Consider the following 14,369-nt stretch of genomic DNA (forward strand, 5'->3'; position numbering starts at 1 on the left):
CCGGTGGTCTCCCGCGGCCAAACGATGTAGGTCGATTGAATGAGAAGGTCCACCGGCAAATATGTCCGACCACATCTGGTATCGCTATGGCGCTGCCGCGGCAGCCGCTGCGCTCGCCCTCGTGCTCCGCGCGGCGCTAAATCCGTATCTCGAGGACCGCCCATTTACGATCATATACCTTCCGGCGATCGTTTTTGCAGCTTTCGCCGGCGGCCGCGGGCCCGCGAGCCTCGCAACCCTGCTCTGCCTCGTCATCAGCGCGACATTTCTTGGGAAAGGCCTCATCACCGTTTCCGCAAACATGATCGATACTGCCGCATTTGCGGTAATTGGTCCCATGCTTGGCTTCATGGGCGACCGACTGCGGCAGGAATCGGAGCAGGCGCGGTATCGGCAAGCCCATCTGCAGTCGATTCTGGACACCGTGCCGGAAGCCATGATCGTGATTGACGACAAGGGTATCGTTCGCTCATTCAGCGCCGCGGCAGTGCGCTTGTTTGGCTGGTTGCCTGACGAAGTAGTTGGAAGGAATGTATCCAAGTTGATGCCGCAGCCCTACCGGGCCGAGCACGAGCGCTACATTGAACGTTATCTGACCACCGGCGAGCGGCGCATCATCGGCATCGGTCGCATCGTGGTCGGCGAGCGGAGCGATGGCTCGACATTTCCGATGGAGCTTGCCGTCGGCGAGGCCAACGTTCGCGGCGAACGCTTCTTCACCGGCTTCATCCGAGACCTAACCGAACGACGGGCGCAGGAACGGCGGCTGCAAGAGCTGCAGTCTGAGCTCGTTCACGTGTCACGGCTGACCGCCATGGGTGAGATGGCATCGTCCATCGCCCATGAAATCAACCAGCCGCTCTCCGCGATCACAAACTACATGCGCGGCGCAAAAGTTCTGCTGGCGTCGGACAAGCCGAACGCCAATCGCATCGGTGATGCACTGGAACACGCTGTCCAACAGGCTCTGCGCGCTGGCGATATCATCAAGCGGCTGCGGGAATTCGTTGCCAAAGGCGAGACGCAGCATTCTGTGGAAAATCCGCTCACGCTTCTTGAAGAGGCTGTGGCGCTGGCCCTGCTCGGCGCCAAGGAGCAAGGCGTGCGGGTGACGATGCACAGCGACCGCGATCTGCCGTCAATGATCGTAGACAAGATCCAGATCCAGCAAGTCGCGCTAAACCTGATACGCAACGCAATCGAGGCGATGGCCTCCTGTCCGCGCCGCGAATTGACCGTCGGAGTTAGCAAGGTCGATGGCCTCGCCACGTTTACCGTTGCCGACACGGGTTCCGGCATCAGTGCTGACGTCGCCGACCGCCTGTTCCAGCCCTTTGTCACGACGAAGGAGCACGGCATGGGTATTGGACTATCAATCTGCCGGACAATCGTCGAATCCCACGGCGGCCACATCGTCGCGCAAGCGAATCCGGGCGGGGGCACGATCTTCCAGTTTACGCTGCCATTTGCGGACCTCGGTGAAGAAGCATGACCGAGCGGCGCATTGTTGTGATCGACGATGACGCCGCGATGCGGGACTCTCTGGCGTTTCTGCTTGATATTAGTGGTTTCTGGGCAGCAACCTACGAGACCGCGGCCGAGTTTCTCAATGACATTGCGAGCGCTCCGCTCGACTGCGTTGTATCAGACATCCGCATGCCAGGCATGAGTGGCCTCGAACTGGTCCGCAAGCTGAAGGCCGATCGCATCATCTGTCCGGTCGTCCTGATAACCGGTCATGGCGACGTATCGCTGGCAGTTGAAGCGATGAAAGCGGGTGCGGTCGATTTCATCGAGAAGCCGTTTGAGGACGAGGTGCTGTTGCGTGCCATCAACGGTGCTTTGGAAGCGCGGTCGACGAATCTAGCCGATGACGCAGCGAAACTGCAGGCAGAAGCCCGCCTTGCGGATCTCTCGTCGCGCGAACGTGACGTCCTGCGGGGACTATTAGCAGGCAAGATCAACAAGGTAATCGCCCATGATCTTGGCATCAGCCCCCGGACGGTCGAGGTTTACCGCGCCAACCTCATGGCCAAGACCAATGTACGCAGCATGTCCGAGCTGATGCGGATCGCCATCGCCGCCGGCCTCTAACAGGGTCGCGAGCGCGCGATACAGGGGACGAACAGTGGTTCGAAAAAATCTTAGACGGATCGTCCATGAATGATCTCAATCGCGTAGGCGGAGCCTCCTGGAAATGCGTTGCCCAGCGGTCAAGGCGAGCCCGGGCGAACGGTGCACGCGCACGTCACCTGGCGCCCGCCCCCATCTGGGACGATGTCCTCGCATGCCGCTGTTTGATTTTGCAGCAGCCGCTAGAGAAGTTGGAGCATTGGCGTATCGGGCTTAACCGCGGCGACCAGCCGCACATCACCCTCCATTACTGGCTGGCCGTTCCTCTCAGTGCAAACTGTTTCGACGACATGAATATCGAGCAGGCGATGGCAAGGAATGGACGGCATCCGCGATCTCCGGCCACCCCGATCCCCCTGATCTGTGCAACAGAGATCGCTGTGCACGAATCGTGCAGGATTCGCGGTTGACATGACCGATGCAATAGATGCCATGCTGGTTCTACTTGGCATCGGACCTGCGCGAACTGTCCGTGGCCGGTTTGATGCTGCCTAAACAAATCTACGAGCGCTAGAAGCAGATCAATTGCCCGGCTCCAGATTTGTGCTCCGATGGGCAGCAATCCTTTCATGCCCGGAGAACGGCAATGTTCGGGAACATATTGGTCCATCTTCCCACCGAGCTCCCGGTGCGGGCGACGGTGAACGGTTCGATTTCCTTCGCGCAGAGCACCGGCGCGCATCTTGACGTTTTGGCAATCGGTTACGAGAGAACCATTATTCCGCTCGCTGCACTCGGCGGGGCGGCCGTCACTTCGGTCTTTGAAATCGAGCAGGCCCGTGCGTTGGAGAGAGCCGAGGCGGCACTTCATGTCTTTGATCTGCAGGCAAGGGGTGCCGGCATTTCCTATGCGAGCCGCGCGCTCACTGCAGTTCCGGCGGAGGCGCGTCGAAGCATCTGCGCCAGCGCGCGAGTGCACGACATGACTATCGTCACACAGCCCCAGGGCGGCTACGACAGCTACGACAACATTATTCCCAAGGAGATCCTGTTCCAGGCCGGCAAGCCAGTTCTGTATCTGCCAAGCGTCTTCCACGGCGCTTTTTCGGCCAGACGAATCGGGATTTGCTGGGACGGCGGCCGCTTTGCGGCCCGCGCATTGCACGACGCGATGCCGCTGCTGTGCGAAGCGGAAGCGCTGACCGTCATCGCGATCACTGCTGCGCACAAGGTCCCGGCGGAAAGTTCCGCCGACCATGTGGGACAGTATCTTGCAAGGTCAGGGCTTCCTGCAAAGATCGTGTCGCTCCCAGCGTCCCAATCAGCGCACCGCGCCCTTCTATCGCTTGTGGCGGACGAAAGCCTCGGCCTGCTGGTGACGGGCGGATACGGCCACTCTTGGCTGCGGGAAAGGCTTCTCGGTGGCATCGCGGGAGACCTGCTTCGTGCAAACATTATCCCGGTTTTGATGTCGCATTGAAGCACCAGATGCGGTCTGAACGCCGTCGATCGGCGCAGGCCGAGGCACCGGCCGTCCACCGAAGAAGAGCGCCGTCTGTCCTGGCTTTCGTGCGCCCGCCGTCGCTCCATCGACGAGGCGAGGCGGAAGCCGATCCGCCGCGGTTTTCGAAACATTGCACATACGCTACCGGTCTGGAAGCGCGGGACAATCTGGTCACCGCCCATCCGACGAAGTCCGAGCTTCCCTTCAAGCCGAACGACTGACAAGCCAGCATGCAGCTTGCTAATCCAAACGCGACCTGGTCGGCTTTGAGCCGTATTCGAGCAACCTAAGCGGCGCCGCACTCATTCGAGAATCGTCCTCACGGTCTTACGTATAAATACTTAGTGGGTTCTACTTAGGGGAAACATCCAAATTTTCCAGTTCGTTAGAAGCGGCCAATATGCGCCCCGCCCCATCGACGTTCTGAAGATCGAGTCCGCCATGTACGCTCAGGCCGCAAGCATTCACGAGATTAGCCATCATTCGAGCAGTGTCTTGTGCAGACAACCTCGTACCCATGGACCGTTTGGTATGGTTGCGACCCCGATGCGGTTCGCTCGCAATGGCGAGATCTATGGCGAGGATGAGGCAGCCGAATACCTATATCAGGTGGTGTCGGGTGCTGCACGAACCTACAAGATTATGGAAGATGGACGTCGACAGATTGGTGCGTTTTATCTGCCCGGTGACATTTTCGGCTTCGAGGCCGGAGACAGCCATATCTCTTCGGCGGAGGCGGTCTGTGAGACGCATCTTTTGATGGTGAAGCGCAGCGCTCTCATTGCTCGCGCCAGCCACGAGAGCGAGCTCACACGGCAACTATGGGACGCGATGGCGCTTGAGCTCCGCCGCTTTCAGGAACATCTGATGCTCCTGATCAGCAGCGCTGAAGAGCGGGTCGTGGCATTCCTGCTCGATATGTCTCGCCGCGCTACGAAGAACGCTGCGATCGAACTGCCCATGTCACGTCAGGATGTGGCAGATTACCTTGGCTTGACCATCGAAACGGTCTCGCGCACCCTCACTCAACTCGAGCAGAATGGCGTGATCGCCCTGCCGTCCTTGCGCAGAATCGAGCTACGTAACGACAAATTGTCCAGCCGCGTTGCGCAGAACTTTGGCTAAGCTCAAGCATCGCTGTGAAATGCGCGACCTCTTTGCACCGAACAGCGCCGAGAAATCCAGCGCGTCAAGGACATCGAACCTTTGCTTGGGCGACTCTCGCACGGGTGACAGGATCGCTAGCTTACATTGTTCCTCCGTGGAGCACCGCCATGATTATCGATCTTCTGCTTCGAGAGCATCGCAATATTGATCTGCTTCTGGTCGCCCTCCAACGTGAATTGGAGGTTTTTGAGCATGGGGACCGTCCAGACTATGAGGTAATTCGCGCGATTATCAGCTACTTCGAAGTTTACCCGGAGGTGTACCATCATCCTCAGGAAGACCAGATTTTCTCCAAGCTCAGAACTCGCGATCCGGACGCGGCTGCTATCGTCGGCGATCTCGCGCACGAACACCGCGAAGTCATCGACCGTCTGCACCAATTCGCTCGAGCTATCGATGGTATCCTCGCGGATCGTGAACTTCTTCGGGAAGACGTCGGCAACATCGTGCGCGACTTTATATTGCGGGAGCGGCGCCACATGATGTGGGAAGAACGAGATTTCTTCCCCGCCGCCATCAAGGCTCTATCGGCTGAGGATTGGACCGAAATCGCGTCCGCCCGTACTGATGACGGGGATCCGCTATTCAGCGAGGCAGCGGAAGCGACTTCCGATGCACTAAGAGCGCATATTCTAGAATTGGAGCAAGAAGCTGAAGCCGAACGGAGCTCGGTTGCGTTTTCGTCCGCAATGGCCGGCAAGCCGCCAGATGGCGCCAAAGCCGATGGACCGTAATTGATCGCTGGCGTTTGACGAGGGAAAGTGGACGTCATAGATCCTATTGAAATGAAGGAGATTCTTCCTGGCGCGCATGCGCTGCGCCGAGCCAGGACGAAATCCGTAATTGCTTTCCTTCAGTCCGCCGGTCGCAATCGGCATGCCGAACCCGCAGGTTCCATGACCTGAGCGTCGGCAAGGCGAGCGGCGGTGTTGCTCGGCTTTCCCCGACTGATATCGCGCCAAACGGCCCCCCTACATCCACCGACCGATCGGGATAGACAGTTGCGGCCGCTGCGCGAACCCTCCGGGCCTGGCACAGGGCAACGCAGGACCTGACCTTCGACATCTACACCGATTGCGGTTTGGTTCGCCCCACTCAATCGGTGACTGGATTGGATCACCAACGATCTACGGACGCCCATGCGTATAGGATGCTGCTCATTGCGAGCGGGCGAGCGCTTCATCGCGTTTCGAAGTGCAATGCATGCGCTGCGGGCATGCCCTACCAATTTCGGCTTGAAGGCCACGATGGCCCGGCGCGGATATTTGAGCCAGCGCAAAGCTTATCCGCGGCGTGTCCGATAATCGGCCGAAGAGAAAGAAAGGCATCCGAATGCGACCGAACTTGGCAAACTCCTACGGGCAGCACCGGCTGCCCCGCTACACCAGCTATCCGACGGCGCCCCATTTCTCAATGTTGGTTTGCGAATCCGACTACCAAACGTGGCTCAAGTCGTTGGGCGCCCAGCAATCCGCCTCGATCTACGTGCACGTGCCGTTCTGTCGAAGCATGTGCTGGTACTGTGGCTGCCACACATCTGTCACGAAACGCCAGGAACCGATCGCGATTTATGCAGCGGGACTGCGGACTGAAGCTTACCTCGTTGCAGAAACCGTTGGTCGACGGCAACCGATTTCTCATATCCACTTCGGGGGCGGCACCCCGACGATCATGACGCCTGAAACGTTTGCTGATCTGGTCAGTTCGTTGCGCTATTGCTTCGCTGTCCTGCCCGATGCCGAGATCGCCGTCGAGATCGATCCACGCATGTTGAGCGAGCCGATGGCCGAGGCGCTGGGTTATTGCGGGGTCAGCCGGGCGAGCCTTGGTATCCAGAGCTTCGATCCTGTTGTTCAGCAGGGCATCAATCGTCTGCAGAGCTTCGGACAGACCGCGACTTCGGTCGACCGGTTACGCCGCGCCGGCGTCGAGCGGATCAATTTCGACCTCCTCTATGGCCTGCCCCTGCAGACGGTCGCCTCGTGCCTGGACACCGTCGCCAAATGCCTCGACCTTCATCCGAATCGGTTTTCGGTCTTTGGCTACGCGCACATTCCTTCGTCCAAGAAGCATCAACGCAAGATCGATGCGTCGGCCCTGCCCGACAGCGTCACGCGCCACCACCAATCCGAAACCATCGCCAAGACTTTGGTTGATGCGGGATACGTACGCGTCGGCATCGATCACTTCGCCCTGCCGGACGACAATCTAGTCCTAGCGAGGCGGGAAGGCAGGTTAAGGCGCAACTTCCAGGGCTATACCGACGATCGCGCGGACGCCCTCATTGGTCTGGGCGCCAGCGCCATCGGCCGTATGCAACAGGGGTTCGTCGCGAACGCTGTCTCGACAAAGGAGTACCTCGCTCGCATCGCCGAGGATCGGCTCGCCACCGCGAAGGGATATTTGCTGACCGATGACGATCGTTTCCATGGCGAGATCATCGAGCGGATCATGTGCGACCTGGCTGTCGATCTTTCCGAGACATCGCGTCGTTACGGCCGGGATCCGAGGTCGGCTGTCGTCGATCGTCACCGGCTCGACAGCCTTATCGCCGATGGCGTCGTGGCGATTGAGGATGGTCAGCTTTCCGTAGCCGCTGGCGCAGAGTTCCTGGCCCGGAGCGTCGCATCGGCTTTCGACGCTCACCTTCCTCGGTCCAAAGCTATACATAGTCAGGCGGTCTAACGACTGAGCAGAACCGAGCGTTTTGGATGGGAGTTCGACACCCGACTGGCTTTGGATGACGACCAATCGCGGCGCTGAAGAGCGCGCCGGTTGGCATCCCGTTCGCTCCCCCGCGTCGAGCCGCGCATCTCAAACAGAGCTTGGAACCGACACTCGGCTGTCGAGTGGAATCCATGAGTGCTGGAAGCAGGGTCAAAATCAACAGCAAGGTCACGACTATAAGACTTTGCTGTCGGCATTTTCGTATAGTCGCGTCGATCGAGCACATCTTTTCCCGGCAGGAACGCGCACCAGCTTGCGCTTGGTGCCCGTCCATGCCGCGACCTCCCCGCCCACGCTGCTGGACTCGGCAACACGTAGCGGAAGTACGCATCAGCGGCAAACCTTCGTGTCGATTTCTTATCCCACGCTATATCGGCCGCATACCACGGCATAATTGAGCTACGTTGAGCTTGTGCTTTAACTGCGGTCAGATTCTCGGCGGATGTCCTCGCCGTGATCGAGCCATCGGCTGTCCTCCCTCTGCCGATGGAAGCCGGCGCGATGCATAGCAGCGTCGCTCCTCCCGGACACACTCCGCCCGGCCGCTCAAGGCGGCCGGGCCATTTTTATTCTCCGAGGCGCCTTACGACGCAAACGCCTACAAGCGATCGCCTTCTCCACGAGAGACACCAGGTCCAGGATCAACGGTCGACGGGAGCGGATGCAACGCGCGGTTCGCGGGCAGCAGCGACCATGTTGACCAGCGCCGGGCGAACCTCCTCCCATTTGCGCGTCTTCCGGTCGCGGTCCGGATTGCCCCAGAGTTGCGAACTCCGCAGCCGCTTCCGAGCGAACGCCATGAGTTCCGGGCACTCGAGCCGGGCCACGAAATTCATTCCGGCGACAGGCGCGCCTGCGCGATAGAGGTCACGGCGCCGGGCAGGACGCTCTTCATGCAATCCGGCTATCGAACCGTTCATTGAGCACGCTTCGATGCGTCTGTCTTCTCCACCAACAACCAAGGATCAGTGTTGAATAGGCGCACGAGATACGCGCTAAGCCCAGCAGCATACTCAGCGAGCACGTCGTTTTAGGACCAGCCAGTCCTGGTAGGCGTCACGCGGATGTTTTTGGCGATACTGCCCAAAGCAAGCATATTGAATCCCCACAACGAAAAGAGAAGCCCGCAATGAAAATGGCTGTTTGGAGTGCACTCGGCGTCTTTGCTGCTGCCGTCTTTACGGTCGGCCTGTTCGGCTGGATCGCAAGACCATTTATGAATCAGGCAGTCAGACAGATGCTCTCGAAAATGTTGAGCGGTTCAAGCCGAAGCTAGCAAGACCTCGGGCTTCCGCTCTTGCCAGTCGGCACGACTGTCGGGGAAGCCCAGCTCCCTCCATTATTGGCTTGCGACGACGAACAGATAGACGACGGGCCAAAAACGCGCCATCGCGCGAGCGGCGAATGCCACCGTATCTCGCCCCGTCTGCTCGACTCGAAGCCTTCCTTAGCGTCGATTCCAAATCGCTTGCCGCTGAAGAGCGGCTTCGCTTCGTTGTTGGCCGCAAAGTGCCAAGCACAACCCGGCTGAGGCGCCTTCGACCCTTCGCAGCAGCGGCAACGGCAACGGCAACGGCAACGGCCCCGAACCACACGGTTCGATGGCAGCAAACCTGCTTCCAATTGTCGTCAGGAATCTGTCGCAAGGCATTCGCCCGGGCTGTCGAAGATCCCGTGCGTGACAGGAATCAATCACGGAAGTCGCGACGAATAGGGCTGAATGGTAGCATTGAAACGTGCGCAAGTCGGGAAGTCGACAAAGACGGCACAAATCTCGTACGAACTGCCGGCTATCGCCTGGCACGAAGAATGCAAGTCATCGGCATGTCCAGGCTTCTCCTCCTGGGCAGGTCCAGCATTGCAAATTGAGGCTTTGGCTGACCACTGAAGTTAGCGGCGCGTGACATCGAGGGACGGCGCCTGCTCACGCGGGACATCAGCAGGCGCCCGCGTCACGTTGCCGCTAACTTCTTGCGATCGCGCATAGCGCGTTGAGGATGTCCCGTTTTGGAATTGAAGTGTGGATGAGAACCAGATGAGCCGACAGCAATGATAAAAATGTCTAGAAGGCGCATGCTTTGGTTCTGTATCGGTCGGCCGCTGATCTGCCTGGCCGGGCTGGCGGCGACGATCAACGATATTCGCGCCAACGACAACGCGCTTGTCGAAAGGGTCAAGTCGACATGGCGAGCGCAAGATGGTGAGACTATAGAACAAATCGTTTCCCAAGTCTCGAAGGTGGCTCACTTCGTCCCTCGATCGTGGGGAGTCGCTGAGGGAGTTGACCGAACGGAGTATGTTTACTTTTCGTGGACCAGGCACCCGGACAATAAATCAGACGAACGGTACGCTATCACTTGGAAGATCGCGACCGACGGGACGATTAGACTTGCGTCGACATATGCAAAGCCGATTGAATTGGGCTGGCGCGCGCTGGCACTCTCGTTGATCGCCAGTGAAGTTACAGATGGCGAAAGGAACCCAAATCTTCGCTTTCTGCATGATCCGGCCAACTTCAACTTCGTGACGACCGCGCAAGGCAAGCTCGGCAATCTTCTGCGGCACGGCCGCTGCCATATCATTGAACCGGTTGCAGTGGATTACGTGTCGAAACCGAATGACAAGCCGACTGAAAAGGGAGATCTGTGGCGCGTTCTGCTTTTGGTGAACTGCAAGATCCCAGGGCCCCATTATTTTACCCACAATGGCGTCATCACTTTCGAGAAGAGCGAGGGACAAGATTGGGAGCCTCAATCTTTTTTTGCCAAGCGTATCGCCGTCTTTCCTCCAGGCTCTTGGTTCGATCGCATAGAGCCAAGTGAACGGGAAGCAATAGAGAGGGCGCGAAAGGCCTCGGCCAATGGTCCCACAGAGCGAGATCGCAGCTCAGCTCCTTCACGTTGAGTGCCCCGGACTAGCAGCAAAGCACGCGCGTTCGGAAGCGGCCCATTCCGCGAGGAATCGATGCGATGACTGTCAAACGCCATCCGGAACTGCCCGTTGCGCCATGAAGAACCGCCCCACCCTCGGGTTCATAATGTCGGTTGAAGGTTAGCTCCGCCACTGACGGGGCGGAACCGACCGGAGCGCCGTCAGCGGCGGCCGGCTTGATGAGGCTGCTCTTTCGCTTGGCGCGGAGCCGATACCTGTCGCCGCGGATGGTCAGCCCGTGGCTGTGGTGAGCCGCTCGGGAGATCGCGGTGGCGACCACCGGATCGGCGAACACGGTGCCCATTCCCCCATTCGGCAACGCTGCTGGTTCGAGGTGATCGGCATGGTCGCCGGTTTCATAGCGACGGCTGGAACGGATGCACCGCGTCGGGCTCCAGCGGCAGGTAGCTGAGTTTATCGACGACCCGCAGCTTTGGCTTCGCCCGCGCAAGCAATTCTCGTCCACGCGTCGCTCGCCATGCGCCTTGGTCAGGCCATCCGCGTTATCCAAGTAGGGAGCAATTCCTCGCGACGCCGTGAAGGGCAGTCTTCCTGGGCGCGATATCCCTCACATGAGTGGCTCAAGATATCTGGGCGGGCGACCGACCAGTTCCGAAACGCCTCGGATCGTGCCAAGTAGAAGCCGTCAGTACCGGCGCGGATATGACCCCAGCACGCGAATGTCAGGGCGCTTGCGAAGCAGCCCGGCAAGACTATTCATCATCTCATGTCCCGCGACTTCAATCAGATATCTATGCCGATCGAGGCCCGTTTTTGCCGGTCGCTCGTAAATCGTCAGGATCTGGACTCCGGCGCCGGCGAAAGAAGCAAGCAAGGAAGCAAGATCCGCATCCCTTACGGTCGCCAGCAACGACGTCTTGTCGTTCTCAGTCGGCGAAGGGCTATCCCTGCCCAGGACCCACCAGCGCGTGACATTATGCGGACCTTCTTCGATCCCATCTACGATCGAAGCCAGCCCATAAATTGCCGCGCCAAATTTGGGGCCAATGGAAGCCTTGACCAAGGCTTCGCTGTTGACCACGGTTTGCGCCGCGGCGCCGCTGCTCGCCGTCGCGGTACGACGAACCTGCGGCAACCGGCAATCTAACCAGTGCTTGACCTCTTCAAAGGCAACCGGATGCCCGAGGACCTCTTTGACATCCTCCAGACGCGTTCCATGACGAGCAAGAAGGCTATAGCCAAGCATTTTGGGATATTCGGCAACGATCCTTACGTTTGCCAGGTCCAGAACCGGATCTAGAAACGGGGTAGCTCCCACAAGGGAAGTCGTAATGGGCAGGCAGGCCAGGTCAATCTGTTCGCTCCGATATGCCCCGATCAATTCGTCTTGGGACATGGGAACCAGGCCCGACGGACCGAACAGCTCAAGGCAAGCATGATGTGTCCATGATCCGGCCGGTCCAAGATATCCAATCTGGCCCGCTGTCGCTGTCAAGGTAAGTCCATTCAGTGAGAGACTCGCGGCCGCGAGCAACGTTGACGGCCCACCCGTATTGCTCGGCGTAGCGCGGCGGGAAGATACGTACCATCGCGAAGTGCGATCTTCATCTTGAAGCGCATGTTGCGTCAACCGACGTCAGTTAGACTACCTCTTGCTTGGCAACATGGCTTGAATGAATGAGGTTTGAATGCGAGCCGTAACGTACTCGTCGCAAGCTAAGAAAGCCAGTCCTATCGTCCTATCCAACGCTCTCAGATTGCATTCCCAGTTGCATGGTTTCTCTCACCAATGAATGCAATCCTAAGAATGCCGATCTGTGCACTTTCGCAGAGCCATCCATGTACCGCAATTCGGCAACACCATAAGCCACCCGCTCGCTCATTCATTACCGGTCGTTTCCCGATGCGGCACATCGAGCGAATCTACGCCGATATCTTGCGTTGCAAGATGGTGCCCCGAACGCGCTGTAAGTCGGGTTCATTTGCTTTGATGGCTTTCTCTTGAGCACCTCGGTTGGTTCTTCGACTGATCAGGCTGGCGAGTTCAAGGCTCCGCTGATGATTATAAGCGCGGTGGGGCGCGCCTGCTGAGAGACGTCGAGGCCGCCAAAACGCATACCGTGACATTCGCACCGCAGAAAATTGCTTGAACCTCACGTTGCGTCAGGGCGTAGGTTGGAAATCGACCAGAGCGGTCACTAACCAAACGAAGAATGATGCAACACAGACCAATTAACCGACATGAAGTCCAACGTGGCAATGCCGGGTTGTACGTGTTTCCGATCTGATGGATCAAGAGCGAAAGGCTGCCGGGATGAAACGCCGCGCAATGATCGCTGCATTTCTCGCTGTCATCTCATCTCCGGCTTGCGCGGCGAAACTCAGCGGCCCTCCGCGGATCGTCGACGGCAATACGATCGAGATCGAGCAAACTAAAATTCGGCTCTCGGGCATCGACGCGCCAGAAACGGATCAGATTTGCCTCGACACCCACGGCCAGAAATGGGCTTGCGGCATAGCTGCTCGCGATGAGCTTATCAAGCATTCGAACGGACAAACGTGGGATTGTCATACCACCGGGCGAGATGAGTACGGCAGGTCACTCGGGAGCTGCTTCATTGCAGGCGAGGACGTGAACGCGTGGATGGTACGTTCGGGCTGGGCACTATCATGGGGCCGAAATATCCATATCTACGCCGTCTACGAGGTTGTGGCGAGCCATGCTTATGCGGGCCTATGGTCGGGGGCGTTCATCACGCCCTGGGACTGGCGTCACCGCAACAAGGGAACGATTATCATTGGCGCGAGCTCGGTACCGACCGATGCCCAGGAGCTCCTGCTCGGATCCGCTTTGCTATCGGACCCGCCCTCACCCGAGTGTCTGATAAAAGGCACGGTGGGCGGCAACGGCGAGCGCATCTATCACGTGCCAGGGCAATTCGGTTACGGACAAATCGACATGACGAAGAAGCGGGGTGAACGCTGGCTCTGCAGCGAGGCGGAGGCTGAAGCCACGGGATGGCGTAAAGCCGCGCGATGAGGTGGACACACATGCATGCAGACCGTTCGATCACGCCTTCGCGCCGCTCGCTACTGCTGTTCGCCGTCTCGGTGGTTGGCATGGGGCTTGTCGACAACATTGCTAATGCGACGGAAGCAAAGCGACCGCCCAAGCCGGACAACCTGCTTTCGCCAGATGCTGCGCTGAAGCGGCTAACGGAAGGTAATGACCGCTATGTCCAGGGGTTATCACGAGCCAACGATCTCAAGCGCGAGCGTCAGGTTTTAGTCGACGGACAAAATCCATACGCGGCGGTTCTGAGCTGCGCCGATTCTCGCGTAGCGCCTGAGCTTGCCTTCGACAGCGGACTTGGTGACCTGTTTGTCTGCCGCCTCGCCGGCAATTTTGCCAACGGTGACACGGTCGCCAGTATGGAATATGCGGTCGCCGTGCTAAACACGCCGTTGATCTTGGTACTCGGTCACGATCGTTGCGGTGCCATAGACGCCACGATCAAGTCGCTCAACGACGACAAGCCGGCGCCGGGGCATATTCCATCCCTCGTCGCTGCGCTCGCGCCTGCAGTACGGGAATCGCGCCAGCAAACCGGTGATGCGTTCGCCAATGCGACCCGGCAAAACGTAATCGATAACGTCCATAAACTTAAATCGGTGGGCCCGGTTCTGAACGCGGCAGTCGAGCAGAACAGACTAAAAGTGGTTGGAGGTCTGTACCGGCTCGACACCGGCAAGGTCGATTTGCTCAACTGACCTTAGCACCTTCGCAATCGTTTAAACGACTAACGCGGCTCCGGTGATTGCCGCGAATTCGCCTGCGTCCGTCGGCTGCAGTAATTGCACTGGACGTGATCCGCTCCACAATTGACATACAGCTTCGGGATACCTTTTTATGCGCGGGCTCTTTATCCTCCTCCTACTCTACGTACTTATGTTGGCAACGCGCGGCCAGCACCAACATAATTTCCTGCCGCGACCGACTGTGTCC

12 protein-coding genes and 1 pseudogene are annotated in these 14,369 nt (G+C 58.7%); 11 read left to right on the forward strand and 2 right to left on the reverse strand.

All coding sequences use genetic code 11. The annotated features are described in order from the left end of the window. The first annotated feature begins 61 nt into the window (after window positions 1-61). The 7 genes from ACVIYL_RS42985 to hemN all read left to right on the forward strand — a co-directional run bounded on the left by ACVIYL_RS42985 (window position 62) and on the right by hemN (window position 7,429). Window positions 62-1,492 (forward strand): PAS domain S-box protein, encoded by a 1,431-nt coding sequence (locus ACVIYL_RS42985; protein ID WP_456781503.1) that lies wholly within the window; start codon window positions 62-64, stop codon window positions 1,490-1,492. Next, window positions 1,489-2,094: a response regulator FixJ gene (fixJ, locus tag ACVIYL_RS42990; protein ID WP_456781504.1), complete on the forward strand. Its 606-nt coding sequence runs from the start codon at window positions 1,489-1,491 to the stop codon at window positions 2,092-2,094. The genes ACVIYL_RS42985 and fixJ overlap by 4 nt, the downstream gene beginning before the upstream one ends. 65 nt (window positions 2,095-2,159) lie before the next feature. Then, a complete protein-coding gene (locus tag ACVIYL_RS42995) occupies window positions 2,160-2,543 on the forward strand; it encodes a hypothetical protein (RefSeq protein WP_456781505.1) in 384 nt (127 codons plus the stop codon). Between the two features lie 176 nt (window positions 2,544-2,719). Then, window positions 2,720-3,553, forward strand: a complete 834-nt coding sequence (locus ACVIYL_RS43000) for a universal stress protein (RefSeq protein WP_456781506.1) — start codon at window positions 2,720-2,722, stop codon at window positions 3,551-3,553. A gap of 555 nt (window positions 3,554-4,108) precedes the next feature. Next, entirely contained in the window at window positions 4,109-4,702 is a 594-nt protein-coding gene (locus ACVIYL_RS43005; RefSeq protein ID WP_456781507.1) for a helix-turn-helix domain-containing protein, read from the forward strand. 149 nt (window positions 4,703-4,851) lie between these two features. Then, the gene (locus tag ACVIYL_RS43010) at window positions 4,852-5,478 is read left to right on the forward strand and encodes a hemerythrin domain-containing protein (RefSeq protein WP_456781508.1); all 627 of its coding nucleotides are present in this window, start codon (window positions 4,852-4,854) and stop codon (window positions 5,476-5,478) included. Window positions 5,479-6,076: 598 nt separating this feature from the next. Then, window positions 6,077-7,429, forward strand: a complete 1,353-nt coding sequence (gene hemN, locus ACVIYL_RS43015) for an oxygen-independent coproporphyrinogen III oxidase (RefSeq protein WP_456781509.1) — start codon at window positions 6,077-6,079, stop codon at window positions 7,427-7,429. Window positions 7,430-8,112: 683 nt separating this feature from the next. On the opposite strand, the pseudogene ACVIYL_RS43020 reads toward hemN, so the two are convergent. Then, window positions 8,113-8,286 (reverse strand): annotated as a pseudogene (locus tag ACVIYL_RS43020) (hypothetical protein); the annotation flags it as partial. Between the two features lie 314 nt (window positions 8,287-8,600). Here ACVIYL_RS43020 and ACVIYL_RS43025 point away from each other — a divergent pair. Next, complete coding sequence (locus ACVIYL_RS43025; protein WP_456781510.1) at window positions 8,601-8,747, forward strand: hypothetical protein; 147 nt, start codon at window positions 8,601-8,603, stop codon at window positions 8,745-8,747. Between the two features lie 797 nt (window positions 8,748-9,544). Then, entirely contained in the window at window positions 9,545-10,375 is an 831-nt protein-coding gene (locus ACVIYL_RS43030; protein ID WP_456781511.1) for a nodulate formation efficiency C protein, read from the forward strand. A 673-nt stretch (window positions 10,376-11,048) separates the two neighbouring features. Here ACVIYL_RS43030 and ACVIYL_RS43035 read toward each other — a convergent pair. Beyond that, the gene (locus ACVIYL_RS43035) at window positions 11,049-11,993 is read right to left on the reverse strand and encodes a prephenate dehydratase (RefSeq protein ID WP_456781512.1); all 945 of its coding nucleotides are present in this window, start codon (window positions 11,991-11,993) and stop codon (window positions 11,049-11,051) included. Between the two features lie 684 nt (window positions 11,994-12,677). Between ACVIYL_RS43035 and ACVIYL_RS43040 the strand changes: the two genes are divergently transcribed. Both ACVIYL_RS43040 and ACVIYL_RS43045 read left to right on the forward strand, forming a co-directional pair. After that, entirely contained in the window at window positions 12,678-13,403 is a 726-nt protein-coding gene (locus ACVIYL_RS43040; RefSeq protein ID WP_310883035.1) for a thermonuclease family protein, read from the forward strand. An 11-nt stretch (window positions 13,404-13,414) separates the two neighbouring features. Further along, complete coding sequence (locus ACVIYL_RS43045) at window positions 13,415-14,134, forward strand: carbonic anhydrase (protein ID WP_456781513.1); 720 nt, start codon at window positions 13,415-13,417, stop codon at window positions 14,132-14,134. Window positions 14,135-14,369 lie beyond the last annotated feature (235 nt).

The sequence above is a fragment of the Bradyrhizobium sp. USDA 3315 genome (assembly GCF_054056795.1).